This window comes from Shimia sp. R9_2 (assembly GCF_017743735.1).
GTDB lineage: Bacteria > Pseudomonadota > Alphaproteobacteria > Rhodobacterales > Rhodobacteraceae > Shimia.
The window spans coordinates 63,787-89,596 of record NZ_JAGHRO010000001.1; the positions used below are offsets into that span (position 1 = coordinate 63,787).

Below are 25,810 nucleotides of genomic sequence, written 5' to 3' on the forward strand. Positions count from 1 at the left end.
GTCATAGTCAGTGACTGACCGATTTTCTGGAACAGCGCAACACTGCATCTTACTCGAATTATTCCAAAATGATGTGTGGGACAAAACGCGAAAGGTCCTGAGTGATCTCGCTGGTGTCTTCACGGGTGCAAAGCCCACAAGCGGTATCGCCAATGATCCAGGACCCGAGCATTGCATTGTCGTCGCCAAAGCGCGCAGGCGGACAATAGTCCTGGAGAATGTTGCCTTCGCTGCCATATTCACCCGGTGTCGAGAGGTCATCCTGCCCGGGTCGACGCAGCGTGACATTGGCGCCTTCCCGGCTGAACAATGGTTTGATCACATGTGGGGCATCCTTCGCCTCCTGTGGTGCCTCGTCCTGAAACCAGGCGGGCAGCAGGTTCGGGTGGTCAGGGAACATTTCCCACAGCAGCGGCAGAATCGCCTTGTTCGACAGAAGTGCCTTCCAGGGTGGCTCGATCCAACGGGTTGCCGCCCTGGGCAGGGCCGGGCCGTATTCCTCGCGGAACATGTCCTCCCAGGGGTACAGTTTGAAGATCGCCTCGATCACCGTGTCCTTATTGTCGGCAAACCGCCCCTGTCGATCCAGACCGATGTCCTGAATCGCCACGAATTCTGGGATCAGTCCGGCCTGGCGCGCGCAGTCCTCCAGGTAGCTTACGGTTGCTCTGTCTTCCTCACTGCCGCGTACGCTGGCGAAATGCAGGGGATAGCCGCGCGTAAACATTCGGCCCAGCCGGTCAATCAACTGATCCTGGACCGAGTTAAACTGGTCCGTGTCAACTGGAAACACACCAGCCTCGATCTGCTGCTCCAGCCAGACCCATTGGAAAAAGCCGGTTTCATAAAGCGCGGTGGGTGTGTCGGCGTTGAATTCCAGCATCTTTGCCGGACCGCTGCCATCATAATGAAAATCGAACCGGCCATAGAGTGAAGGGTCGCTGCGTCGCCAGCTTTCGGCGATCCAGCCGTGGAAGGCTTCGGGGATTGCCATGCGGCGCATCAGAGCGGGATCGACCACAGCTTCGGCGACCAGCTCCAGGCACATCCGCCACAGCTCTTCGGTCGGTTCCTCGATGTCGTCTTCGATCTGGCGCAGCGTGAAGACATAGGCCCGGCTTTCGTCCCAGTAGGGCGCACCATACATGGAGTGAAAACCGAACCCCAGGGATTCAGCCAGAGCGCGCCAGCCTGGGCGCTCTGGCAGCAGACGTCGTTCCATTCTGATTACAGCTTGGCCAGAATGGCCTGAACGTCGTTCTTTGCCGGGTTCTCCAGCGCTTTGATCTTATCCTCCAGCGTTTCGCCAGAGATCTGCTGTGCCTCTTCCTCGGCAGCGCTCAGCACTGCCTGCTGATGGGCCTGGCGCTGCTCCAGCCGTTCAAGGCTGGCCATGGCATTGGACAGCCGCGCATTCGAGGAGCTGGCATTGACCGATGTCGCCTTCTGCGCGTCAAGTAACGCCTCATTTGCCTTGGCCGCTTCGATCTTGCGTTGCAGCGTCTCGACACGGGATTGCGACTGTTTCAGCGCGTTGTCCATGCCTTCTTCGGTCTTTTTGTACTGGTCGGCCAGTGCCTGATCCGCTTCAACCTTGTCGCGCAGTTTCAGAACGCTTTCGATGATTTCCACCGCCAGCGCCTCGTCGCCTTGCTGTTTTGCGGTGCGGGCGGCTTCGGTGCGCCGTTCGATCTCCGTCATCATCTCGGCGACCGATTTTTCCTTCATGATCTTGTTGGCAGTCATCCGAGCCTTCTCGTCTCGGGCCTTTCCAATGGCGTCTTTTGCCTCGCGCATTTCCTGGTCGAGGATCTTCATAAGATTTGCATCGACCACGGCTTCCGCCGCTTCGTTTGCGGATCCCTTGATCGCGGTGACGAGCTTTCTCCAGACGCTCATGCCACATCCTCCCGGTTGATTGTGCGCGGGCCGATATCCCGGGCCAGCTCAAGTGCGCTGTCAGCGATGGCGTGGAATTCGGCGAGAATTTCCGCCAGCGGTGCCTGTCGGGAAATAGCTCCGAACAGTTCGTAATACTCGCGTCCGTCGATGACATCGATTGATAGAGCACATAGCGGCAGCAGCGACTTATGGCTACGCAACATCATCGCTTCGAACCCGGCTGAGTCTTCCTGAGCGTCTCGTGGCCACAGGATTGCGGAGGTCAGGATTTGCTTTTCTCCGACCGAGACGTGCAGCAGGAAATCCCCTGAACCCGCCAGCGTTACCTCCAGAACACTCGCCCCGTCGGCTGCGGCGCAGCTGATGCCGCCGTCTTTCCCGTTTTCTTCAAGCGCCGCCTTCAGCGATGCGACAGTCCAATTGCTGCCAGTATCCGGCATAATAATCTCCACAAGGATAAATAGCTGCAACTATTGGTAGTCACTGGTTATGGCTGTTTCAAGCAGATCAGGCGTAAGATTTTGTCTTCGCTGTGGGAATTGACAACCCTGTGGTGAGCAGCCATGTTCTGCGCTATAAAAAATGACGACAAAGGCAATTTTAAGTGCCCATTCTTTATCGGCTTCTGGTCAAATTTTACCGGGAATTCCTGGAGCTGAAGTGGTGGTTGCTGTGCCTGGCTGCAATAGCCTTCTTTGCTGTCTCGTGGTTGCTTTTCCACTTTGCCGGTGAAGAGGAATTGACCAGCAACTTCTCTGTATACATTTATTTTGCTGCGACAACTGCCTCGACTGTTGGTTACGGGGATTACTCGCCACAGACAGAGGCGGGGCGGCTGGTTGCAGCCTTGTGGTTTTTCCCGGGCTCGCTGCTCATTTTCTCGGCCGCCTTGGGCTGGCTGGCAGGATCGATGGTGGAAAGGATCAGGCGGATGGCCGAAGGGTATGGCAACTATGAAAGCATGAAGGGCGCGACGGTGATTGTCGGTTACAACCGCGATCACACGCAAGTCATGATTGAGAACCTGATTGCTGGGCAGGATGGTGATGACAAGATTGTTCTGCTGACCAAAAGGAGCGACGCTGAGCTGCCGGAAGAGGTTTACCTGGTCAGGGCGGAGCGGTTGGATGCGCTGGCATCCCTGAAACGCGCGGCTATCCCCCAAGCCAACAAAGTGCTGGTGTACGCAGGTTCAGACGCTGAAACGTTCAATACCTGTCTGGCGATCCGGGAGCTGAATGAATCCCTGCATATCGCCGCGTTTTTCGACGACCGTGATACGGCCCGACGGGCGGCTCGGATTGCCGGTTTGGAAGCCATCGTTTCCAATGCCTCCGAAGCCTTGGTGCGGGCTGCCCAGGATCCTGGAGCGGGCCAAGTTCTCATGGCGCTGTCGGCAGCCAATGTCGGCGCGACGATCTATTCGGCCACAGTCGATGGCGGCGTTTCAACACCAGTCCTGACGGCAGCTTTGGCTGACAATGATGCAAGCCTGATTGCTTTGTCTGAGCCAGGCAGCTCCGATTTCAGGTTCCTCCCGTTTCCGGAGCAATTGCAGGCTGGGGGATCGTTCTATTACCTCTGCTCGACACGTTTGACAGCAAGTCAGATTTCCAAGGGGCTTGGTGATGTTTCTGTCACTGTTTAACCGAAAAAAAGCCCCCAGCGTGCCAGAGGTCGCCGGGTTGACCATCGGCCGTAGTGTGACCATCGATCCGATCGAGCTGAAACTGCTTGGCGCAGACACGCTGTTGGATCCGCCGCAGACCGGTTTCATGATCTGTGCCCAGGGTCATTGTGATCTGGGTGAGCAGTCGCATCTGCACCGTTTTTATACTGATGACGACCGCTATCTGCTGCAGATCCAGGGCGGCGACGGGGTTGAGGACAACCGGATCGACGAAATCATGCTCTGGTATGCCTATGATGTACAGTACCCGTCCCGCGACGCCGACTGGAGCGATCTAAAAACCCGACAACGGCAGAGTCGGTTCGACTTGCAGACAGAAACGGGCAACGTCACCTTCGAACGCGCTTGGTTCAACCATTCCGACGCGGATGAAGACCCGATGACCTATTGGGAAGACGTGCGCGAAACCCGAGACAGTGCTGCTCCCGCTCGAATTTTCCAGACGGCGATGCTGTTCGGGCGCGGCCTGAGCGATGGCCGCGACGAGATGCTTCTCGTTAATCTGGAAGAACCGGAAGGCGCCGAACGCGCGGCCTCATTTCTCATTGGCCGGGGTCTGCCGCGGCACGCATTGATCACGTGACCCACAAAAGGACTGCACCATGACACTTCTGACGGCCACTCTCACGGGGATTGTTCCCTTCCTGATGTATTTTGCAACAGCCTTGATCCTGCTGATGCTCTTCATGGCGCTATACATGCGTATGACACCAAATGATGAGGTCGCACTGATCAAGGAAAACAATGTCGCAGCATCAGTGGTGCTGAGCGCGGCCTTTATTGGGTTTTCGTTGCCACTGGCCAGTGCTGCGGCAAACTCGATCAACCTGATTGATTTCCTGATCTGGGGCGTCATCGCCGGTATCGCACAGCTTGCTGTCTATCAGATCTTCAAACGTTTCTACCCACTGCTCTCGGAACGAATTTCCCGTGGTGAGATTGCTGTCAGCATCAAGCTTGCTGGTATTTCGGTCACAGTTGGGCTGCTGAATGCAGCTTGTATCACTTACTGAAACGTCAGGACAACGAGGGAGATCCCGGATGAAACGCTCAAAATCGATCAAACTCCTGACCATGGCCTCGGCTACGCTCGCCTTGACCGCCTGCCAGGAAGAAGTTGACACCGAAGGGGAACTCTATCGCTCAGTTCTGGAGTGCGAGAACGCAGATCTTGTACCCAATGAAGACTGTGAACCTTTGCTGGAGGAAGGCAGAAGAATCCACGCCAATACAGCTCCGCGCTACAACAGCGCCAGTCTTTGTGACCAGGAGCATGGTCCCGGTGAATGCAAGTATCAAAGTGGAAGCGATCCCAGTTACTATGCCCCCTCACCCTACGGATATCTGGTTGTCGGAGCGCTCGCTGGCAGTGCTGTTGGCGATCTGGTGCGTCCGATTTATCGAACCAAAGACAGACGAGGATACTATTCGACCGGCGGAGGCTATGTCAGCTACCTGGGAAATGGCCGGTATGGCACAAACCAAAAATCCATCCGGCAATATAACCCAAGGGTGACACAGGTCACCCCCAAAATCCAGACACGCACCACAGTGGCGTCCAGGGGTGGGTTCGGCTCACGGAGCGGGTTTTCTTTTGGAGGTTGATTGGCCCGGGTCCACACTATTGGTGGCCGTCAAGTGAATCGCATTTCTGACAGCGATGATTCAATCTTTTCAGAATTTTACATGATATCCTGAGGTCGAAAATTGACGTCATCTTCGCTGTCAGGAGATCACTGAAGCTTCTGGTTTTGGAAGCAAGTTTCTATGGGAATGGACGCGCCGATGGCGTCGCCCTTTGTTCGCCGCAAGTTCGTGGATACCCGCGTGCAAATCTTCCAGGAATGGTGCTGTATCGCTTATGCAAAACCCATTACCCAGAATTGTCCTGATGATATAGTTCGCGTGGGTTTAGTGGAGAGAGATGAGTCATGGATGATAGAGCGCGGATTTACGAAATTAACAAGATTCTGAAGATGCATGGTCTTGATCACGGCAAGCGAGAGGCAGCCTTTGACGTCCTCTGGGTCGTATTGCACCCAAAGTCCAAATCGACATTGACCAAGACCATGTGTGACGATGGAAGCGTCCGCAGATTTCAGCGCTGGACACTGTCTAACAATGGACGCGACAGCGAAATGAAAGTCGAATTCTCATGACCTGTTGCCCGCGAAATCCCTCAGCAAGATGTAGAGTCTGCCCACCCCTGAAAACCTGATATGCTCATTCTGCAAAGTGGTGTGCTGATGCATGGTTACAGAGAGCGAGGTGAAAGGTGACATTTTTTCAGAATGTGAGCTACGTGGATTTGGCAATCATCGTCGCAATGGTCGCTGTAACACTGGTCAGCCTTGCGGTCTTGCGCAACGTGCTGAAGACAACAGGAAGGGATTTCAACGACGACCCGGCGCTGGCTGAGCGGTTTCGTCGAGATGCTCCTTACCATCTTCTGCAGGACGTGATGACGCCGGACGAGGCGTAGTCATTTGGTTTGGTGGTTGTACAAATGGAGTTCAGCTGATCCGCTGAAATTCCGCCGGCCAGCACAAACTCAAACAGGCCTGGTATGCCTGGAGACAACGAATGCACAAACTTTAGAAGATTGGCCAAATCGCTCTTTTCCAGAGGAAAAAAATGTGGTTTGAATCAGATGTAGGGGCAGAATCTTGCCCACTGCGGGACGTGACTGGTGTCCGCAATACATCAGGGATGAACCGCAGAACTATGCGCAGATTTGGCGCAAAGCTTTGGGCGGCAAATGCTGGATTTTCTCTTGCGAATGAATAAGGGTCCCGCAGCGCTTCGGGCGGCCCTACATTCAGATATCAGTCACAAAAAAACGCGGGGCCTTGGCTCCGCGTTTTTGTTTGGCTGGTTGGAATGGCGGCTGCGCCTTAGGCCGCGCGCTCTTCCTCTCGCACCGCAGCATGTGACGTAACAGCGCCGTTTTGTGAGAAGAAGGCCACCGCCTCCATCAGGCGCGCCGCGCTTTCAGACAGCTGATCTGAGGCCCAAGCGGTGCCATCAACCAGATCCGCATTCTCACGGGTCATTGTGTCGAGATCCCGGGCATAGGTGCTGAGTTGGCGCAGGCGTTCGGATTGGGTCTCGTTCATCTCAACGATCTCCACCAGAGTCTGATCTACCGCGTTGTTGGCGGATTGCACGTCGACGATCGAGGTCTTTGCTTCCTCAACCTCAGAAACACCTTCGGCCACTTTTTCCACGTTTGAAGCCACCAGTTCCGCGACCTGAAGCGCGGCGTCGCTGGTGCGTTGGGAGAGGTTACGGACCTCAGAAGCCACAATGGCAAAGCCCCTGCCCGCGTTGCCCGCGCGCGCGGCTTCGACCGAGGCGTTCACAGACAACATGTTGGTCTGAAAGGCGATTTCGTCAATCAGCGTGATGATGCTCTTGATCTCATTGGTGCCCGCCTCAACACCCGCCATGGCCGCGCTGGCGTGAGACACCACACCCACGGTTTCCTCGGCGCGTTTGTTGGCACGGCGTCCGGTCGCCATGGCATCCTGCGCGGCGGTGACATTGGCCCCAACGGCATCGCCGATCCCGCGCATCATATCGGTGCTTTGCTCCACGATCTGGGACTGGTATTTGGTACGGTCAGAGAGGTGGCGGGTTTCCTGATCGAGCGTCTTGGCGGTTTGGGCCACATGCTCGGCGGATTGGTTGATGACCTGCACCGTTGCGCTCATGCGCGCGAGGCTGGCGTTCAGCCCTGCGGCCACTTCACCAAAGCTGCCAGAGTAATCCCGCTCGATGCGGCCGGACAGATCGCCTTTCGCAAGGCTTTGTGTCACGCTCTGCGCATCGGTCACAAAATCGCTCACCACGGTGCAGAGATCATTCACGGTTTCGATCAGCGGCGCATTCTCTGAGGCGACCTGTGCGTCGGAAATCTCGATGCGTTTGTCGACTTGGCCTTGCGCAAAGGCGCCCACGACCGATTTGGCCTCCCCGAGCGCAATGTCAGAGCGCGCAACCCGCGCGGTTTCCTGTGCGATGGCCTCCTGTTCGACTTTGCGCGCCGCCGCTTCGCGCAGCTGGAGCCAGACAAGCCCCGCCACCACGACACCCGCCAAGACAAAGCCAATGGTCACGCCTGCGATCAGATCATTGTTCAGATCCGCGCGCACCACATAGGCGCCCATGATGTCGCCCAGCTGCCAATTTCGGGAGGGTACAATCCGGTTGTGGCAATCCACACAGGCCTGAGACTGCGCGACACTTGGGTAGATCGACAGGGAGGACAGGCCGTCCTGATCCCAGATCAGGCGCTCCACAATCTCGTGGTTTTGCGTTTCCTGAAAGCCGGTGATCACGCCACGCACATAGGGGTCGTTTTCGATTGTGACCACCTCATGATCGGGCAGGCCCGGCATGGTGATTTCAAAGGCTTCGCTGCCATGCCCGCCGGCGGCGTTGAAGTTCGTCAGACCTTCCTGACGGAAGCTTGCAGGCACTGCTGAGCCGTCACCGCGATTGGTCACATAGCTTTTGAAGAAGGCCTGAATGACCTCAACCAGCGCGGCCTTTTCGGTGTTTGACTCATGATAGGCGCTGTAAATCGACATGCCGGTGCACAGCACTAGGATCGGAAGGGCGGCAAACACACTGAGCAACACGGTCCGGAAAGGCCCGTGTCGGTGATTGGCATTTTGTTTCATCAACGTCCTCTTTGGCAGGCCGCATTGGCTGTGGCGGCCTTACATTCGCGAATTTCTGGAAGGTGTGTTGGTGAAAAACCTTAAGAATCCGTTCGGCGAAAAAGGGCGTTCAACCCAAGGATGCAGCGCATCTCAAGTTACGATTGGCATCGCAAGAACGTTCGCCAATTAATTGAGCATATCCTGCAGAATCGCTGCGAAGACCCCTAGATCAAAACGCAAAGGAGAGCTGCAGATGGGCGGTTTTACCAGTGATCTGTTCGATGGTTTTGCCAAGGCGCTGCTCGGCTTGCAACACCACTTGGGCAGCGGCGCGTGCGTCTTCGCCAGCGTCGTGGTGATGGAACTCCAGACCCAAGGCTTCCTTGAGGTGGCCAAGCCCATGCCCGCCATTGCCGCGAAACTCCGGCCAGGCTTTGCGGGCGATTTTCACGCTGTCCGCCCAATGCAGTTTGGGTTTGCCAAGGTCTGCGGTGAGGCTGGCGGCGGTGATGGCCTTCTCGTCAAAGCCGCTGTGCTGCACCAAGAGATGGCGCGACAGCACCGGAGCCATCAGCGGCCACGCCTGCGCAAAGGTGGGCGCGCCGCGCACGGTGGCGGCACTGATGCCGGTGAGTTCAGTGTTGAAAGGCGCAAAGGGCTCTTCGGGGTCGATGTAGGTGGCGAAGGTCTCGATCATGCCGTCCATACACACCCCGGCGAGGCCGATCTGGCTGATGCTGTGGCGGTGGGCATTGGCAGTTTCCACATCCAGCGCAATAAAGCGAAAGAGGCCCTCAAGCATCGGCTGGTCAGGGAGAAAGGCGGTCATGAGGCGGCTCCGTAGAGGCATCGGCGCAGATGCGCGATGAGCTGGTCCGCTGCCTTTTGAAGCTGATCGCGGCGGGGTGCAAGGCGCGCGTAGGACCAAAGCCCCTGCACCGCCGTCATTGTGTAGTGGCCGAGGGCTTCGAGCTCTTCTGTGCTGAGAGGATTGCCCACCTGGGCATTCTCGCGCGACAGCGCGGCGGTGAACCCAGCGGTGAGCCGGTCGGCATGGGCCAAGAGCTTGGCCTTTATGTCGGCCTCCTCTGCACTGACCTGCCCCCAAGTGCTACAGACCAGACAGCCGGTCACGCCTTCATTTGCGCCCCCCTCCTGCGCGATGGCTGCAGAGAGATAATCGGCTATGGCTTCCAACCCCGCATCCGCTGCCTCTACTGGGCCAAAAAGCGGGGTCACAACATGGGTTTGGTAGTGATCCAGCACAGCGGAAAACAAGGCTTCTTTGCCGGAATAGTCACTATACAGAGAGCCGCGGCTGACCCCGGTTTCGCGCACCAGATCCCCCACGGACACCGCCCGATAGCCGCCTTTCCAAAAGGCCATCATCGCGTTGGTCAGCAGGTCTTGGCGGGTCTGGGACTGTGGTCTTGGCATTTGAACTCTTGTTTTGGAACGATCATTCCATTACGCTAATTCTGTTTCTCAAACAAGGATCAACAGGGGAGAGGCCCATGTCTACAGCGTTCCGCGAGAAAAAGAAATTTGCCACGGTGCTTGGCAAACAGATGGCCTATATCGAGGAAGGCGAAGGGGATCCGATTGTCTTTCTGCATGGCAACCCGACCTCGTCTTATCTCTGGCGCAATGTCATGCCGCATCTGGCCGGCAGGGGGCGGCTGATCGCGCCGGATCTGATTGGCATGGGCGATTCCGACAAGCTCGATGACAGCGGGCCTGAGCGCTACACTTTTGTGGAGCACCGCCGCTATCTTTATGCGCTGCTGGAAACGCTGGGGGTGACGGAGAATGTCACTCTGGTGATCCACGACTGGGGCTCCGCCCTTGGGTTCCACTGGGCGCATAGCAATCCCGAGAAGGTCAAAGGCATCGCCTTTATGGAAGGTATCGTCGCGCCTGTGCCAAGCTGGGACAGCTTCCCTGCGGCGGCGCGCCCGATCTTTGAGGCGATGCGCTCTCCGGCGGGGGAAGAGATGATCCTTGAAAACAACACTTTTGTGGAGGCGATCCTGCCCGGCTCTATCCTGCGGGATCTGAGCGAAGAAGAGATGGCTGAATATCGCCGCCCCTTTGCCAATGCCGGAGAAGATCGTCGCCCGACGCTGACATGGCCGCGCCAGATCCCGATTGAGGGCAACCCGGCGGATGTGGCGGAGATTGTGGGAGCTTATTCCGCGTGGCTTCGGGAAACTGATCTGCCCAAGCTGTTTGTGAATGCAGAGCCCGGGGCGCTGATTTCCGGACCGGTGCGGGATTATGTGCGTACCTTCCCTAATCTGAGCGAAGTCACCGTGGCGGGCAGCCATTTTATTCAGGAAGACAGCCCCGATGAGATTGGCACCGCAATCAAGGACTGGCACGCCACGCTCTGACCGCTGCCACGCGCACACAAAAAAGCCGCCCCGGAGACCGGGGCGGCTTTTCTTTTGGTATCTCAGGCCGATTTAGGCAGGCACGGCCGCGCCGGAGGCTTTGGCCGCGGCCATCTCGCGCCGTTCATCGCCGCGGAAGAACACCAGATAGAACACCGGTGCCGCGATCAGCGTGAGGATGGTGGCAAAGGCCAGCCCCCCCATGATGGTGATCGCCATCGACACAAAGAAGGCATCAGACAAGAGCGGTGCCATGCCAAGGATGGTGGTGACCGCCGCGAGCATCACCGGACGCAAACGCGACACGCTGGCCTTCACGATGGCTTCGCGCAGGGGCAGGCCCTCTTCGCGCACGAAGTCGATCTCTTCCACCAGCACGATGCCGTTTTTGATCAGCATGCCGGAGAGGCTCAACAGACCCAGAAGCGCTGTGAAGGTGAAGGGCATGTTGGTGCCCAAGAGACCCAACGCCACACCGTTGACGGACATAGGCACCAGCAGCCAGATGATGATCGGCTGACGGATCGCGTTGAACAGGAGCACAGAGATCAGCACCATGATCAGCAGGCTGAGCGGGAGCTGCGCCGCAAGGCTTTCCTGCGCCTCAGAGGAGTTCTCAAGCTCGCCGCCCCATTCCATCGTGTAGCCCACCGGGATCGGCATGGCCTCAATCGCGGCGGTGACTTCCGCCTGCACCTGTGCTGCAGTGAGATCGGGCGGAATATCCGCCCCAACGGTGATGGTCGGCAGCCGGTCGCGACGGTGCAGCAGGGTGTTCTGCGTCTCATGCACAAAGCCGTCCACCATCTGCTCAACCGGCAGGAAGGCATTGGTGGTTGGGGAGTAGACCAACTGATCCATCAGGCCGTAATCCCCTTCCGCCGGACGGCGCAGGATGATCGGGATCAGGCGATCGTTCTCGCGGAACACGCCGGTGGCGATCCCATCGGTGGAGAACTGCAGCATGCCTGCCAGATCTTCGCGGTTCACGCCGGCGGTCTGGGCACGTTCTGTTGCGTAAAGCGGCTTGATCACCACCTCCTGCTCGCGCCAGTTGGTGCGGACACTGAGGATATTGTCAGAGGCGTCTTTCAGAACCTGCTCCGCCTGAGTGGCCAGCGCGCGCAGAACTTTGGGGTCACTGCCGGAGAAACGCACCTGAATGGGGTCGCCACCGCCCGGACCAAAGATCAGGCGTTTGGTGCGGAATTCCCCCTCCGGCAGATGCGCGGCAGCAAAGGCCTCCAGATCCGCTTGCAGCGGCGGGATGGCCTCAAGGTCAGCTGTACGCACGATCAAATGCCCATAGCTTGGGTTTGAAGGCTCAGACTCATAGGTCAGCAGGAAGCGGGTCGCACCCTGCCCGACCACAGTGGTAAAATTCTCCACATCGTCGCGCTCAGAAAGCCAGTCTTCCACCTGCTTCATATGGTCAGAGGTGGTGCTGATCGGCGAACCTTGCGGCAGCTTGTAGTGCACAAAGAAGAGTGGCGTGTTGCTGTCCGGGAAGAACTGCTGTTTGACCAAGCCAAAGCCCGCATAACAGGCCACAGTTACTGCCAGCAGACCGGGGATCACGAGCCAGCGCAGCTTCAGCGCCAAGCGCAGAGACCAGCCGTAGATGCGGAAAATGAAACCGCCATAGGCGTCTTCGCCCCCCTCTTTCCCCTGTTTGAACAGATAGTGCCCCAGCATCGGTGTGACGGTCAGCGCCAGAAGCCAGCTCAGCAGCAACGATATGCCGATCACCGCAAAGAGCGAGAACAAGAATTCGCCGGTGGCGTCTGGGCTCAGACCAATACCCGCAAAGGCCATGATGCCAATGATCGTGGCGCCCAGCAGCGGGATCTGGGTTTTACCGGAGGCTTCGTCCGCAGCGTCGCGGGAGTTTTTGCCCCGCAGCATTGCAATCTGCATGCCTTCGGCCACCACAATGGCGTTGTCCACGAGCATGCCCATGGCAATGATCAGTGCGCCGAGCGAAATTCGCTCCATCTCGATGGAGAACATGCCCATGAAGAGGAAGGTGCCGACAACCGTCAAAAACAGGGTGACGCCCACCACAACCGCGGCGCGCCAGCCCATGAAGACCGCAAGCACTAGGACCACGATGGCCACCGACATCGCCAGGCTGATCAGGAAGTCGTTGGAGGCTTTGTCCACCACCAGATGCTGTTGATAGATCGGGTGCAACTGCACACCGGCGGGGATGTCTCCGGCCATCTCGGCCAGTTTGGCATCCACGCGGTTCCCGACCTCGACGATGTTTTCCGTCGCGATCCCGGCGACACCCAGCGTAAAGGCCTCTTCTCCGTCAAAGCGGATCACGACGTTGGGGTCGGTCACGCGGTCGCGTGACACGCTTGCCATGTCCACGAGGTTCACCACATGGCCGCTTTGGCCCAGCGACAGACCTGCGATCGAATTCACCGTGTCCGAGCCGTCAGGGCGGATGATCCGGGTTTTGGAGGTGTCCGTGGTCACCGAACCCGCAGCCGTAACCGCATCGGAGTTTGCGATGGCGTTGGAGATGGCGGCCAGCGAAATGTTCTGGTTCACAGAGAGCGCCAGATCCGGCTCCACAAAGATGGCCTCTTCGGGCAGACCCAGAATTTCCACATCGGCCACGCCGTCAACTGTCAGAAGTTCGCGCCGCAGGAAGGTGGAAAGGTCGTGTTTCTCAGCGTCGGTGTAGCCTTCGGCCGTCACCGCAAAGAAGATGCCAAACACATCGCCAAAGGTGTCGTTCACCAGAGGCTCACTGACGCCGGAAGGCAGACCGCGCGAGGCATCGCGAATGCGCGCCCGCAGCCGCGTCCAGATATGTTTCAGATCCTCGCCGCCGTAGGTCGATTTGATGTGTACATCAATCCGTGAGGACCCCGGCTGGTTGGTGGAGGTGATATAGTCGATCTCCTCCATCTTCTGGATGGCGGATTCCAGCGGTTCAGAGACCTCTGTGGCCACCTGTTCGGCAGTGGCCCCCGGATAGGAGGTGATCACCACCGCCTGCTTGATGGTGAAAGCCGGATCTTCCAGACGTCCGAGATTGAGGAAGGCCACCGCCCCCCCAAAGAGGAAAATCAGGATGATCATCCATGTGTAAATCGGCCGGTCAATGGAGCCGCGTGCAATATTGGGCATCATGGCGGACCTCAGTTCCCAAAGCCAACAAAGCGGCGCACGGTTTGGCCATCTTCAAGGCCGGAGCCGCCGGTCAGAACAACTTCATCACCGTCTTTGAGGCCAGAGGTGACGCGCAACATACCGTTTTCCGCCGGAGTGGTCTCGATTGGGGTCCAGGTGACTGCACCCTCAGAGGCGCCCACAGGATCAAAGCGCATCACGCCGATCTCGCCCGCTTCGTTGATGACGATTGCGGTGGCTGGCACAAGAATGCCGGCAAAAGGCTCGGTGGCTTCCACATGGACCGTGACCGAAGAGCCCGGCAAAATTGTGCGGCCCTCTGGGTGCGCCATACCAAAGTTGATGCGGAAGGTCTGACCAATGTCGGAGGTTTCCGCGTCATATTCGCGGATTTCGAGCGGGTGCTCTATGTCACTGCCCGGGAATGTGGCGGTGATCACGACGTTTTCCTCTTCGCCGGCCCGCTGGAACAGGATTTCGGGCACATCGACCTCAATGCGCAGCTCGCTCAGATCGTGGATACGCACCACCGGGGTGCCGCTTGAGACGGTGGTGAAGAGCTCAACGTTGCGGCTCGAAATCAGCGCATCAAAGGGCGCGGGCAAGGTGGCGTGTTTCAGGGACCATTCGGCGTTGCGCACCGCGATCGCCGCAAGCCCGGCCTGCGTTTCCGCGTCATCCAGCGCCACCTGGCTGACCGTGTTGCCACGCAGCTTTTTCAACCGGCTCACAGTGCGGTCGGCCTGTTCTTTCTGCAGACGCGCCTGATCGAGGTTCAGCTCGAAAATCTCCAGATCAAGGCGGGCAATCATCTCGCCCTTTTTGATGTTGAAGCCTTCGGTCACCGGGAACTCGACAATCTGCCCGCCCACCTGAAAGGCCAGATCCACACTCTGGCGCGCTTTCACACGGCCAAAGAACTGCCGCTCAAAGGCCACGGGAGCTTCGGTCACCTGCAACAGTTTGACCGGTTTGATCGCGGCATCCTCTTGCGCCACAGAAGCGCCAGCGCTTCCCAATGACAGCGCCATCACCAACGCCGAAAAAAGTCCTGCACGTTTCATTCGTCTCTGTCCTTCATCAATCCCGCCTTCACGGCTCCGGGCATGGATTTGATTGCCAATGCGGCAAAAGTCTTAATTTCCTCTGGAGTCATGTCGGAAATCTCCCGAAAGCTGTTCACAACCAGCGCCATCAACGCCTCTCGCGCAGCCCTTCCTGCTTCGGTCAATTCCAAGAGCATCGCCCGCCGATCCTGCGGATCCGGAATGCGTCGCACAAAGCCGCAATTTTCCAGCGCATCCGCCGCAGGGGTCACTGCGGATGGCACACAGAAAATGTCCTCTGCGAGCGCCCCCATACGTTTGGGGCGGTCCAGAAAGACCAGGATTTTCCGTTCCATCTTAGCCAATGGCGGGGAGACGTTGATGTGCATCATCTCCGCCTCAATCTGATTGGCCAGTGCAAACACACCAAGCATCGCCCGAATCTCAGCGGGCAGATCGGTGTTTGCAAACATCTCTTCGGTCACGCGCGAATCCTCAAGATACTTCACTTCCAGAAATATCCATTTAGCGAACCAAAAATTAGCTGCAAGTGCCACCGCCGCAAAAATGTATCCGAGAAGAGGAAAATTCATGAGGTGCTCAAATCTGAAGCGTTCCGACACCACATCTGCTGCCACCACCACAGCTTGACGCAAGGTCACTTCACTAGACCCGACGAATTTGGCCGATAATGTCTAGTGCAAAATCATTGGTTAACTGGTCCACATTACGGTCTGCACGAAACAGCCAGACACCACGCTTCTATGACCGCGCATTTTCCTATCGATTCCCAAGAGCCACTGCACACAGACGACCGGCTGCGTGGTCGACTGACACAATATGCGGGTGAGCGTCTTGCCACATTAAAGCGCCGGGCTGTGATCTATTTCTTCGGCTGTATCTTCATGATGTGGGCCACAACCCCACTTGTCGGTCTTGGTTTGACGCTGGTCATATTGTCAGGCGAACTGGTGGACTGCCTCTGCCTCTTGAGGCTCAGGCGGCGGCTTGAACAGGGCGCAAGCTACAAGGCACTCCATCGGCTTGCGACCGTTGGCGGGCTGACTCAATGTCTGGCAATCACCGCTGCTGTCACGATCTATGTCTTCTCCTGGGGGCAGGATGGTACAATCCTAGGGGTGGCCGCGGTTTTGGGTATGGGAGCGATCAATGCGACGCTGATCCTGCCGACCAATCCAAAGATTGCGATCACCAAGCTCACGGTGTTTGGCATCACACCAATCTTGTTGTTTCTGGTGCAGATTTTTGTGTTCCGCGCGCCAAATGCTGCGGCACATCTTGATGCACACAGCATGATGGCGCTGATGTGCATGGCCTACATGTGCTACTCTTTTTCGCGCGCCTCCTATGACAATGCGGAGAAGACAGAGCACCTGAGCAAGCGGGAGCGGGACCTCTTTACCGCCAACGCCAAGCTCAGAGCCCATCAGGATGAGCTGCTCAAACTCTCGATGGTGGCGCGCCGCACCAATGACACTGTCGTCCTGATGTCCTCTGATCGCACAGTGGAATGGGTCAATGAGGCCTTTTCCAAGCTCAATGGCATCCCGGCTGAGGAGGCCATCGGCCGTAATATCTACGATCTGATCCGGATCGCTGGCGGCAAACCTGATGATTTTCTGGATATCGCCAAAGCCACGCAGGGCGGCGATCCCTTGCGCACAGAAATCCACAACACTTTGCCCGATGGCAGCCCGCTCTGGGTCGATTTTCAGCTGCTGCCAGTGAAAAATGATGAGGGCAAAATAGATTTTCTGGTGACCATTGCGCGCGACATCACAGCGGTCAAAGAACACAGCGAGTCCATGCGCATCGCGCGAGAGGCTGCAGAGGATGCGGCCAAAGCCAAGTCGCGTTTTCTGGCCAATATGAGCCATGAAATCCGCACACCTCTGACCGGTATCATCGGGATGGCGGATCTCTTGGCGGACACGGAGCAGACGGAGGATCAAGAGGTCTTCACCCAAACGATCCTCAGCTCCTCGCGCAGCCTGCTGACCATCATCAACGATATTTTGGACCTCTCCAAGCTGGAGGCAGGCAAACTCAGCCTGTCGGAAACCGCCTTTGAGCTGCGCCCCTGTTTTGAGGAGGTCGCCCGTCTTTTGACCCCAGCGGCGCAGGAAAAAGACATCGCGCTATCGCTGGACATTGAAGGTGCGGTGCCCGCGCAAGTGATCTCCGATGATGTGCGCATTCGTCAGATCGCGACCAACATCATCGGCAATGCCACCAAGTTCACGGAACAGGGACGGGTGGATGTAAAGGTCTGGACGGAGGGGGCCGAAGGCGCGTCTGAACCGCAAAAGGCGATGTTGCATTTTGTGGTGAAAGACACCGGCATCGGCATCCCCGAGAAGAAGCTTCAAAGCATCTTTGAAGAGTTTTCGCAGGCAGAGAGCTCCACCACACGCCGTTTTGGCGGCACAGGTCTTGGCCTCGCCATCTGTCGCAGGCTGACCACGGAGATGGGCGGTGAGATTGATCTGCAATCTACCCTCGGTGCCGGGACCACGGTGCATGTGACCCTGCCCGTCACAATCCCTGCTCAGGCCAACGACACATCCCCCACCCCGGTTGCACCTCTCAAATATGACGCAATAGACCTCGCGGGTTTGAAAATTCTGGTGGCCGAGGACAACAAAACCAACCGGCTGCTGATCCGCAAATATCTGGAACCTCTTCCGATCACGCTGCATTTCGCTGAAAATGGCTATGCCGCGGTCGAAGCAACGCTGCAGCATGCGCCGGATTTGATTTTCATGGATATGTCGATGCCTGTCATGAGCGGTATTGAGGCCACCGAAGCCATTCGCGGTGCTGATGTGAAACAGCCCAGCATTGTGGCGCTCACTGCCAATGTCTTTGACAGTGAAAAAGAGGCCTGTCTTGCGGCCGGAATGAATGATTTCCTGACCAAACCAATCCGCCGAAATGAGCTTGTGGACTGTATCCAGCGCCATGTGGGCCATCGCAATGTGCCGGGCTCTGCTGTGCGCTCGGCGCTTGACGCCTAATCCTACCTGCTTATGGCAGTTTGCGTTTGGCTTGAATCGCTTGTTCGCTGCCTCTCCCATTCGGTCGAACGTGAAAAGCGATCCACTTGCCTCATATAAAACGCAAACTGCTTTAAAGGCACAAAAAAGACCGCCCCCATCAGATGCGGCCTTTCGACATTGTCTCTGAAGGGTAAGATCAGAGGCCCGGGAACACGTTGAGCAAGCCGCGCTTGCCAAAGGTGGTGCCGCGGTTTGGACCGAAGTTGTATTCGATGCCCAGACCAAAGAAACCTTCGGAATCTCCGTCACCGTCAAGCAGGCCCAGATCGGCGGTCAGAGTGGTGTTTTCAATCAGGTTGTAGCGCACCCCAAAGGTGAAGAGGTTTGCATCCGCTGCCGCGTTCAGGCCGCCAACGTCCACGTAGTCATACGCAGCGGTCAACACCAGCGTCTCGCTGACATCCCAGCCGCCCATGACGCCCAGAAGGGTCAGGTCCACATTGTCTTCGTTGTCTTTCTGAAAATAGGCCTCAGCATAGCCCAGACCATAGTCATAGTGGCCTTCGATACCGAAAGACTGGATGTCGTTGTTGACGTCGGCGCGTTCATAGTAAACACCCAGAGCCAGTTGCTCATTGGCGTTGAAGATACCGTGCAGAGCAACTGTGTTGCCGCTTTCGCTGAGCAGGCTGAAATCATGGCGCGCCAGATCCAACTGCACGCCAAAGCGCTGGGAGAACGCAAATTCCGCAGAGCCATCAAGGGTCGAGGTGGCCACCGACTCGTTGTTGACTTCGTCAAAGAAGCTGGAATAGCTCAGGCCGATTTCTGCGCCTTTGAATTCGAATGCCTGTGCGGTGCCCGCGAGAGTGCTCAAACCAACAATAAGAGACAGAGCTGTTTTCATTTTTGTTCTCCAGAATAGTCACAATGCAGCCAGGAGCTGCGTGCGCCCGTATCTAGAATCCCACTATGATTGTAAAACAGACTTCAAATTCAGCCAAAACGGGTTGCATAAATGAAACACACCAACCTTAAGGCGCTGATTTAAATAAAAGAACGGCGCCCGAAGTTGGACGCCGTCGCTTGCTTTCTTTCAATGTCGGCAGCTTTACCGCACGATGAACTCCGCATGAAGCGCGCCGGCGGCTTTGATGCTCTTGAGAATGTCGATCATGTCGCGGGGCGCAACACCCAGCGCATTGAGACCGGCAATCACTTCGCTCAGAGAGGTTGTGGTTGGCACTTCGGCGAGGCCAATACCCGGTTCCTCTTCGATCGCGGCTTCGGTGCGTGGGACCACCACGGTTTGCCCATCGGCAAAGGGGTTGGGTTGCACAACCAGCGGCTCTTCGGTGACGCGCAATGTGAGCCCACCCTGAGAAACGGCCACGCGGGAAATCCGCACGTCTTCGCCCATCACAATGGTGCCGGAGCGCTGATCCACCACCACACGCGCCTTGCGCTCAGGCTGTACCAGCAGATTCTCGATCTGGCTCAGCGCATGGGCCGGGGAAATTTGATTGGTGCGGTTGATGTCCACTTGTACGGTGCCTGAGTCCAGCATCAAAGCGACCCGGCCTCCGTAGTTGCGGTTGATGGCCTGCTCGATGCGGCCAGCAGTTGTAAAATCCGGCTCCCGCAACGCCAAACGCATATTGGTCAGCGATGAGAAATCGAAGTCGATTTCTCTTTCTACGCGGGCGCCGGATGGGATCACACCCGACGTTGGCACGCCCTTGACGACGCCACCGGCGTCCCCTTCGGCTGCCACGCCCCCTGCGATCACCGTGCCCTGCGCGACTGCGTAGATCTCACCATCCGCGGCGTTCAATGGTGTCATCACCAAGGTTCCGCCCAATAGGCTGCTGGCATCGCCAATAGCCGAAATGGTCACATCCACCGTGCCGCCTGCACGGGCAAAGGGTGGCAGGGTCGCTGTCACGAAAACCGCTGCCACGTTCTTAGGCCGCATCTGTTCGCCGGTGATGTTCACACCAAGGCGCTCCAGAATATTGGTCATTATTTCTTCGGTGAAGGGCGCGTTCCGCAGCCCGTCACCGGTTCCGTTCAGGCCGACCACAAGACCGTAGCCAACCAGATCATTGCCCCGTACACCGTCAAATTCTACCAGATCTTTGATCCGGATCGGCGCTGCTGTTGCCATCATTGGCATCAGTACGAGGAGCATCAGCATTCTTGCTAAGCTCAAGAATTGTTTCATCGTATGTAATTCGCCAGTGTCAGTTGGGAAAGACGGGCGGTGATAGTGTACACCAATTCTAGTTGTACCTGAACCGCCTGAAGTTGGCCGGCAACCTCGGTGGAGTCTGCCGACAGAAGATCACTTTGTGTCATCAGAAGCGCGCTGCGCTGAGCCGAATTATTGGCCTGCGCGTTTTCAATGCGCTCCTGATTGAACCCCAGATCGGCACGCACCTCGACAATCTTGTCCTGATTGCTCAAAAGGCGTTCACCCACGGTCCGCATCAGCTGCTGCTTTTCGGTCAAGTTGAGGCTCAGGGACGGCTCATCTGCAAGCGCGGCAAGTGCCGTATCACGCATCGCCTGACGCAACGCTGTATTGTCTGCTCGAATTTCATAGTCTGCCGTTTCCGTTTCATTCAGTCGGAAAGGTGTCAGATTGTTTGTCGAACCGACATAGGCGCTGGTCTCAAACCCACCTCCAGCCGTCATGAAGTAATCATCCACTGCAGCAACAATATCTGTCACAGTGACCGCACCAGCGGCGGTGATCGCCGCATTAATTTGCGTCATCATGTCTTCTGAAGAGACCAAAGCGCCAGCATCCGTGGCTGTCCCTGCAAAAAGTGCCCGATCCCCAGCACGACCATTGAGCGCGCTGACGATGGCGTCAAAGTCATTGCGGGCGTTCTTGGCCACACTGTCCACCGAAGCGGTCAAGCCAGAGCTACTGGCTGACATCAGATCGTTGCCAAGACCGCCAGCAGTTTCCTGAATCATCTTCAAAGAGGACTGTGCCACCTCGGCAAAAACTTTGGCGTCGTTAGAAGCGACCTCGAACCCTTCGAGTACGGTCAATTGACGCTCGACCCCGGCCAGCATGTTGAAATCGCCTCTCAGCGATGCGGCCACATCTGATTTGCGCCCGGACGCCAGTTCTTGTGCCAAACGGTCAAGATCATTTTTGACCGATGTGGTGCGGCGCGACATCATCATCTGCTGCGCCATGTCTCCGATAGAAGTGATCATTTTACAACCTCAGCAATGCGTCCATCATTTCATCCGCAGCCTGGATCAGGCGCGCGTTGGCCGCATAGGCCTGCTCCACCTGCATCAAACGCTGCAATTCCTGGTCGGTGTCCACGCCGTCCAAAAGTTCCATATCTTCCAGGCTGTTGAGCTGGGCAGAGGCAAAGACAACCTCCTGATCGCTCTGTACACGCGCGCTGGAAATGCTGGACAAAAACTTGCCGCTCAGCTCGGTCATAGAGACGTTCTTCGGGCCAAAACCACCTGATACTGGAGCCAGAGGCTCGCGCATGGCGTCCAGCAAGCGATTGAGCTGTGCTGCCTCGCCGGAATCACCGGGCGCTGCTGCGCCGAGGCCATCCCGAAAACGCCATGTTTCTCCAGCACCGTCGATATCGACAAGATCATTGAGCTCAAGACGACCGGCCAGCCCAACTTCATCCACGGTGTTAAAGGCCAGCCCCGCATCCGTGAAAATGCCAGCATCTCCCGGATTTAACGTTGGATCCGTGGTGGTGTTCTGAAACCGCTCTACGAGACTGCGGGCGGCGGCGTCCAAATCGGCCTGCGCGCTCACTGCCAGTTCATCACGGATTGCAAATTGCGCGCCGATTGCGCCACCAGCAAGCGCGCCTTTGTTTGAATCAATCCGCATCGCATAGCCATTGATGGTGATGCCGCCCAGCATGCCATTGGCTTCGGTCATATGCGGTTGAATGGTGCCAACCTCATTGAATTCAATCTCCGCCGCTTTGCCATCCAGCAGCACGGCGCCATTGGTGGTATAAAGCGCTACCCCGCCGCGATCCCGTGGCACTGCACGGACCGGGACCAGCTCGCCAATGCGGTCCAAAAGCTGATGGCGGGAGTCTTCCAGACCGGCGGTTTCCTGGCCCTGGTTGATGGCTAGTGAAATCTTGCGGTTAAACTCTTCGGTCTGCTGCAGCAGGTTGTTGAGCTCATCAATCTGACGGCCAATTTTTGTATCTGCTTCAGAACGCATGCCCTGAATGGCGTCAGATGCCGCATTGAAAGCATCTGCGATCCGAGCCGCATCCTGAGAAATATTGGCTAGGCGCACATCGCTGTCTGGTGCACCTGTTGCGGTGGCCAATGTGCTTTCAAAGCTGGCCATAAGACCGGACAGGCTATCGGCTTGATCCGGCGTGCCCACTTCACTTTCAAGGCGGGTGTAGAAGGCATTGGTGCCTGTGGCGAGCTGGCTGCCCGCATCCGCGAGCCTCCGCTCGGCAATGGTCACCGGGTTCACGTTGCGCATGACCCCGTTCAGCTTCACCCCGCCAGAATAGCCATATTCGGAAGCTGACTGGCTGAGCGTGCGGCGACCGTATCCTTCGGTCGACGCGTTGGCGATGTTGGAAGACAGAACTTCCGCGCTGCGCGCCGAGGCGGTCAGACCGCTCAAAGCATTGGACAGAGCGCTTGAAATACTCATGACTTATCCTTTCTGGCCTAACGTGGCCCCGGCGCGGTTATCAGCGTTTGATGTTGGTGGTTTCCTGCAGCATCTCGTCCACGGTCTGAATGACCTTGGCGTTGGTGCTGTAGGCACGCTGTGTCTGGATCATGTCGGTCAGTTCCGCCGCCACGTCGGTGGCTGATTCCTGACGGACATAGGACAGGATCTCACCAGTTGGTCCGGTGCCCGCATCCCACATGAAATACGGCCCGCTCTCGTTGGAGGGGATGTATGTCTGGAAGTCGAGAGAGATATCCAGACCGTTGGGGTTTGGCACCTCAACCAGTGGAATCTGCGCGATGGTGCGAGTGATGCCGGTGTTAAAATATGCGGTGACAAAGCCGTTTGCGTCGACTTCAACAGAGGTCATAGTACCAACCGGCGCGCCGTCCTTATCAACTTTCAGCGGAGCATAATCATCCCCCAGCTGGGTCATGCCGCCGGTGGCGCCGATCAGACCAATGTCTACTTCCATCGGGCCGCCAGCCACGTTCAGAATCGCGGTGCCGGTGGTCGGATCATAGGGGCCACCCGGTGCGTTGGAGGTAACCGCAGACAGACGGCCACCGGTGGTACGGCCATCATCAAATGTCAGGTCAAAGTTCCCGATCACCGCGCCGCCAGACGCCGAATCGCGAATTTCCATAGTCCAAGCGTTGGATGCTCCGGTCGCAGGCACAGTTGGCGTGAAGGTGATGCTCAGCGTTTCCGCCTGCCCAAGGTTGCCGTAATACTCGATGGTCAGGGTTTCCACGTCACCTGGCGCGCCAGCCACGGTAGAGGTTGCTGGCAGGTTGACGCCCAACTCAACTGCGGTGGTTGGAGAGCCCACAAGCTCGGTGGTCAGCAAGCGAATCGGCTCCAAACCGGTGTCAGCATCACGTGGATAATTTGGGATCGTGCCATCGGCATTTGCCGGCCAACCCATCATCGACAACCCTGCTTGAGACACCAGATAGCCATCTTCATCCGCCCGGAAAGACCCGGTGGTTGCCAGCATAAGCTGAGGGCTGGTGTCGCCAGCCTTGATCGCGGTCGCGGAGGCCACCGGAATAAACCCACGGCCCCGCACAGCAAGGTCGGTCGCGTTGGTGGTTGGGGTCAGAGAGCCGCCTTCGTCGATCAGTCGGCGGCTGGTCGCCTGAACGCCCCCTGCCGAATACTTGCCGCCACCCTGCGAGCCGCTGACCATGGACTGAAAGTCCGTTTCTACGCGGCGATAGCCGTAGGTGGCGGAGTTCGCAATGTTGTCGGAGATGGTCGCCAGGCGAGTCGCATTAGACGACAACCCGGCCACACCGGCATTAAGCGAAGAGGAAATCGACATGGTACGCCTTTCTGCTGTAACCCTTTGTTCGACTTCCCTGTTACGACGCTCCAACTTAACAGCGCACTAACGCGCCACAAAGATTTCCCTCAACTCACTGATCTGATCGCAGCAAGATAATCTCAATGCGGTTATTTCTCAGATCCCGCGGGATGTTTGACACCATTTCGCGGTCAGCATGTCCGGTCACACGGGCGACCCGTTCCTTCTCCAGACCGAAAGTCTCCATCAGCTGCCGCATGGCATCGGCGCGAATCGAGGACATGGACCAGGTTTGCGTGTTGCGCACCGTCACCGGCTCTGACCGCACATGTCCTTCAATCGCCACATCATTGCTCACATAGCCCGCAACCTCGACGAGCACTTCCGCCAGATCCAGCAACAGCGGCATGGGTTGCGCTGTGCCTTCCACAAACAGGCGCTGGTTTGGCGAGTCAAAGAGCTCGATCACCAGACCTTCGTCCGTCACACGTGTGACCACATGTTTCATGAGGTTGTCAGACAGGAAGCTTTCGCCACCGCCGCCGATCAAGCCATCGCGCAGGCGTTCAAGCTCGTCTTCTTCGCCTTTGCCAGCGGTTTCAAACTCCACCGGATCTGGCTGTCCCTCAATAGAGGTTGGCAAACCGCCGGTACCCTGATGCGCCAGAATGCGTTCCGTCAACACGCTGTCCCCGCCGAACATCGCACTTCCCCCACCGGAAGTTTTGTTCAGCGGCACAGACGGGTTGAAGAACTCCGCAATACCGAGCCGTTGTTGTTCTGTTGTCGCATTGATCAGCCACATCAATAGAAAGAACGCCATCATTGCGGTCACAAAGTCCGCATAGGCGATTTTCCACGCCCCACCATGATGTCCGTCACCGCCGACCACTTTCTTGCGTTTAATGATCACCGGCGCGTTGGAATTATCTGCCATCGCACGTCACCTTTTTCTCACCCAGGATGACAGTTACCCAGCAGCCCTTACCCGGCCCTTAACAAATGGGATTTTAGACGTATTACGCGCGCTTTCCCGGTGCTGATCGCCTTAACCGCGCAGCGCGGCGGACAGCTGCGCCATAAAGCTGCGGCGATCCAGACCAGCCGCAATTAGCGCGCCAATCTCCACCTTTATGACACCGGGATATTTAAGAAAGGTGCCATAAGGCCAGCAAGCCCCGGAATTGATGCGGATCGGAACAGCCGCAACACCTGCAAGCTGATAAAGCACACCCACCCCGGCCTGAATCTGATCGGCCTGAGACAAGCGCCTTGTGCCACTTGGGAAGATCAGCAGGTTGCGGCCTTCCTTGACAGCCGCAGCCCCGGCGCGAAAACCGTCGCGCATGGCGTCACCGCTGGCGCTGGTGGAGACCGGAATATGCCCGAGCTTACGCATCAGCGGACCAAACACCGGATAGGAGAAAATCGGCTTTTTGGCATACATCACCGGGCGCTTGAGCAGCAGCTGGTAAAAGAGCGTTTCCCAGGTGCTTTCATGCTGTGAGGCCATCAAGACCGGCGTGTCGGGCAAATGATGCGCCCCTTCGAGCTGATAACGAATGCCGCAGATCACCCGCAGCAGCCAAAGTTGCACCCGCAAATACCGATCAATCACGGCGTAGACCCGATCCCGCGACAACAACAGACCTGGCCAGAGCAGCAGGAACGGCAAGGCCGCAATCAGTGCGGCGACATAAAACAACACACTACGCAGCGCGATGACCGGCAGCCAGAGGCCCCTTCGCCCCACCGCATGCTCTCTGCTTTCGTCCTGCATTCGCACAAATACGCCTTTGCTTTCCGCATTTTGCCATATGGCCAGCGAGTCCGGCTTGGGCTACTCTAGCTATGACAGGCGAGGCAAGTGCTTCACCACATTGTTTTTTATGAAGTGTTGTTTTGAAGCATTGGGAGATTAG

General features: G+C 57.3%; 24 protein-coding genes. 8 read left to right on the top strand and 16 right to left on the bottom strand.

Annotated features, from left to right (window positions below; translation table 11 throughout):
- Positions 1-58 precede the first annotated feature (58 nt).
- From J7400_RS00275 to J7400_RS00285, 3 genes are read right to left on the bottom strand one after another with little or no spacing between them, the layout of a single operon-like run.
- Entirely contained in the window at positions 59-1,222 is a 1,164-nt protein-coding gene (locus J7400_RS00275) for a glutathionylspermidine synthase family protein (protein WP_209057624.1), read from the bottom strand.
- Between the two features lie 5 nt (positions 1,223-1,227).
- Complete coding sequence (locus J7400_RS00280; protein WP_209057626.1) at positions 1,228-1,899, bottom strand: PspA/IM30 family protein; 672 nt, start codon at positions 1,897-1,899, stop codon at positions 1,228-1,230.
- Positions 1,896-2,342, bottom strand: coding sequence for a DUF2170 family protein (locus J7400_RS00285; RefSeq protein ID WP_209057632.1), 447 nt, complete (start codon positions 2,340-2,342; stop codon positions 1,896-1,898). Before J7400_RS00285 ends, J7400_RS00280 begins: the two co-directional genes overlap by 4 nt.
- A gap of 164 nt (positions 2,343-2,506) precedes the next feature.
- On the opposite strand from J7400_RS00285, the gene J7400_RS00290 reads away from it, so the two are divergent.
- From J7400_RS00290 to J7400_RS00315, 6 genes are all read left to right on the top strand, one after another.
- The gene (locus J7400_RS00290; RefSeq protein ID WP_209057644.1) at positions 2,507-3,550 is read left to right on the top strand and encodes an ion channel; all 1,044 of its coding nucleotides are present in this window, start codon (positions 2,507-2,509) and stop codon (positions 3,548-3,550) included.
- A complete protein-coding gene (locus tag J7400_RS00295) occupies positions 3,531-4,175 on the top strand; it encodes a DUF2491 family protein (RefSeq protein ID WP_209057647.1) in 645 nt (214 codons plus the stop codon). The genes J7400_RS00290 and J7400_RS00295 overlap by 20 nt, the downstream gene beginning before the upstream one ends.
- 19 nt (positions 4,176-4,194) lie before the next feature.
- The gene (locus tag J7400_RS00300) at positions 4,195-4,605 is read left to right on the top strand and encodes a DUF350 domain-containing protein (RefSeq protein ID WP_209057650.1); all 411 of its coding nucleotides are present in this window, start codon (positions 4,195-4,197) and stop codon (positions 4,603-4,605) included.
- A gap of 28 nt (positions 4,606-4,633) precedes the next feature.
- Positions 4,634-5,197: a DUF1190 domain-containing protein gene (locus tag J7400_RS00305; protein WP_209057653.1), complete on the top strand. Its 564-nt coding sequence runs from the start codon at positions 4,634-4,636 to the stop codon at positions 5,195-5,197.
- Positions 5,198-5,523: 326 nt separating this feature from the next.
- Entirely contained in the window at positions 5,524-5,751 is a 228-nt protein-coding gene (locus tag J7400_RS00310; RefSeq protein WP_209057668.1) for a hypothetical protein, read from the top strand.
- 116 nt (positions 5,752-5,867) lie between these two features.
- On the top strand, positions 5,868-6,074 hold the full coding sequence (locus J7400_RS00315) for a hypothetical protein (RefSeq protein ID WP_209057670.1): 207 nt from the start codon (positions 5,868-5,870) through the stop codon (positions 6,072-6,074).
- 412 nt (positions 6,075-6,486) lie between these two features.
- Here J7400_RS00315 and J7400_RS00320 read toward each other — a convergent pair whose 3' ends face one another.
- The 3 genes from J7400_RS00320 to J7400_RS00330 form a co-directional block, all read right to left on the bottom strand.
- Positions 6,487-8,277: a methyl-accepting chemotaxis protein gene (locus J7400_RS00320; protein WP_209057672.1), complete on the bottom strand. Its 1,791-nt coding sequence runs from the start codon at positions 8,275-8,277 to the stop codon at positions 6,487-6,489.
- Positions 8,278-8,488: 211 nt separating this feature from the next.
- Entirely contained in the window at positions 8,489-9,088 is a 600-nt protein-coding gene (locus tag J7400_RS00325; RefSeq protein ID WP_209057674.1) for an exonuclease domain-containing protein, read from the bottom strand.
- Entirely contained in the window at positions 9,085-9,696 is a 612-nt protein-coding gene (locus J7400_RS00330) for a TetR/AcrR family transcriptional regulator (protein ID WP_209057676.1), read from the bottom strand. The genes J7400_RS00325 and J7400_RS00330 overlap by 4 nt, the downstream gene beginning before the upstream one ends.
- 77 nt (positions 9,697-9,773) lie before the next feature.
- Between J7400_RS00330 and J7400_RS00335 the strand changes: the two genes are divergently transcribed.
- Positions 9,774-10,652 carry a haloalkane dehalogenase gene (locus J7400_RS00335; RefSeq protein WP_209057678.1) on the top strand — a complete coding sequence of 293 codons (879 nt, stop codon included), beginning with the start codon at positions 9,774-9,776 and terminating at the stop codon, positions 10,650-10,652.
- Positions 10,653-10,724: 72 nt separating this feature from the next.
- Here the strand turns inward: J7400_RS00335 and J7400_RS00340 are convergent, their stop codons facing one another.
- From J7400_RS00340 to J7400_RS21375, 3 genes are read right to left on the bottom strand one after another with little or no spacing between them, the layout of a single operon-like run.
- Entirely contained in the window at positions 10,725-13,799 is a 3,075-nt protein-coding gene (locus J7400_RS00340; protein ID WP_247738553.1) for an efflux RND transporter permease subunit, read from the bottom strand.
- 8 nt (positions 13,800-13,807) lie between these two features.
- Positions 13,808-14,863 carry an efflux RND transporter periplasmic adaptor subunit gene (locus J7400_RS00345; protein WP_209057684.1) on the bottom strand — a complete coding sequence of 352 codons (1,056 nt, stop codon included), beginning with the start codon at positions 14,861-14,863 and terminating at the stop codon, positions 13,808-13,810.
- Complete coding sequence (locus tag J7400_RS21375) at positions 14,860-15,330, bottom strand: MarR family transcriptional regulator (protein ID WP_209057687.1); 471 nt, start codon at positions 15,328-15,330, stop codon at positions 14,860-14,862. Before J7400_RS21375 ends, J7400_RS00345 begins: the two co-directional genes overlap by 4 nt.
- Before the next feature lie 279 nt (positions 15,331-15,609).
- Here J7400_RS21375 and J7400_RS00355 point away from each other — a divergent pair, with 279 nt between their 5' ends.
- Positions 15,610-17,883, top strand: coding sequence for an ATP-binding protein (locus J7400_RS00355; protein WP_209057689.1), 2,274 nt, complete (start codon positions 15,610-15,612; stop codon positions 17,881-17,883).
- Positions 17,884-18,061: 178 nt separating this feature from the next.
- On the opposite strand, the gene J7400_RS00360 is transcribed toward J7400_RS00355, so the two are convergent.
- The 7 genes from J7400_RS00360 to J7400_RS00390 all read right to left on the bottom strand — a co-directional run bounded on the left by J7400_RS00360 (position 18,062) and on the right by J7400_RS00390 (position 25,668).
- A complete protein-coding gene (locus tag J7400_RS00360; protein ID WP_209057691.1) occupies positions 18,062-18,772 on the bottom strand; it encodes a porin in 711 nt (236 codons plus the stop codon).
- Between the two features lie 204 nt (positions 18,773-18,976).
- Positions 18,977-20,062: a flagellar basal body P-ring protein FlgI gene (locus tag J7400_RS00365; RefSeq protein WP_247738590.1), complete on the bottom strand. Its 1,086-nt coding sequence runs from the start codon at positions 20,060-20,062 to the stop codon at positions 18,977-18,979.
- A gap of 23 nt (positions 20,063-20,085) precedes the next feature.
- Positions 20,086-21,099: a flagellin gene (locus J7400_RS00370; protein ID WP_209057696.1), complete on the bottom strand. Its 1,014-nt coding sequence runs from the start codon at positions 21,097-21,099 to the stop codon at positions 20,086-20,088.
- A 1-nt stretch (position 21,100) separates the two neighbouring features.
- Positions 21,101-22,555, bottom strand: a complete 1,455-nt coding sequence (gene flgK, locus J7400_RS00375; RefSeq protein WP_209057699.1) for a flagellar hook-associated protein FlgK — start codon at positions 22,553-22,555, stop codon at positions 21,101-21,103.
- Between the two features lie 40 nt (positions 22,556-22,595).
- Positions 22,596-23,906 (bottom strand): flagellar hook-basal body complex protein, encoded by a 1,311-nt coding sequence (locus J7400_RS00380; RefSeq protein ID WP_209057702.1) that lies wholly within the window; start codon positions 23,904-23,906, stop codon positions 22,596-22,598.
- A gap of 94 nt (positions 23,907-24,000) precedes the next feature.
- On the bottom strand, positions 24,001-24,825 hold the full coding sequence (locus J7400_RS00385; protein WP_209057704.1) for a flagellar motor protein MotB: 825 nt from the start codon (positions 24,823-24,825) through the stop codon (positions 24,001-24,003).
- Positions 24,826-24,936: 111 nt separating this feature from the next.
- A complete protein-coding gene (locus tag J7400_RS00390) occupies positions 24,937-25,668 on the bottom strand; it encodes a lysophospholipid acyltransferase family protein (protein ID WP_209057707.1) in 732 nt (243 codons plus the stop codon).
- Positions 25,669-25,810: the final 142 nt, after the last annotated feature.